The sequence below is a fragment of the Kitasatospora nipponensis genome (assembly GCF_039528135.1).
In the GTDB taxonomy this organism is placed as follows: Bacteria; Actinomycetota; Actinomycetes; order Streptomycetales; family Streptomycetaceae; genus Kitasatospora; species Kitasatospora nipponensis.
Map to the genome: position 1 here is coordinate 323 of NZ_BAAALF010000850.1, position 297 is coordinate 619.

Genomic DNA, 297 nt, shown 5'->3' on the forward strand with positions numbered 1-297 from the left:
GGAGTTTTCGTCCATCACGCTCTTGAGCGCCGCGTACTCGTTGGCCGACAGCGTGTACAGCTTCGCCGGCGCACCGTCGTAGGTCTTCCCCAAATGCGGGTTGCTGAGCGCCAGTTTGGCCTGGAACGGCGAGACCTCGTAGAGCTTGTCGACGCCCACCATGAAGAAGCTCTTGTCGTAGTTGAGCACCCGGCCGACCCGGCGCTCCTCCGCCTTGCTGAGCTGCTTCAGCTGGGACTGCGTCACCTGGTTCGCCTTGAACTGCGGCGGCGTCTGGGACTCCATCGCGTGGGCCCC

General features: G+C 64.3%; 1 protein-coding gene. It reads right to left on the reverse strand.

Annotated elements, in window-relative coordinates; translation table 11 throughout:
* A partial coding sequence (locus ABD323_RS43685; RefSeq protein ID WP_344447567.1) for a hypothetical protein occupies window positions 1-285 on the reverse strand: 285 nt, incomplete at its 3' end.
* Window positions 286-297 lie beyond the last annotated feature (12 nt).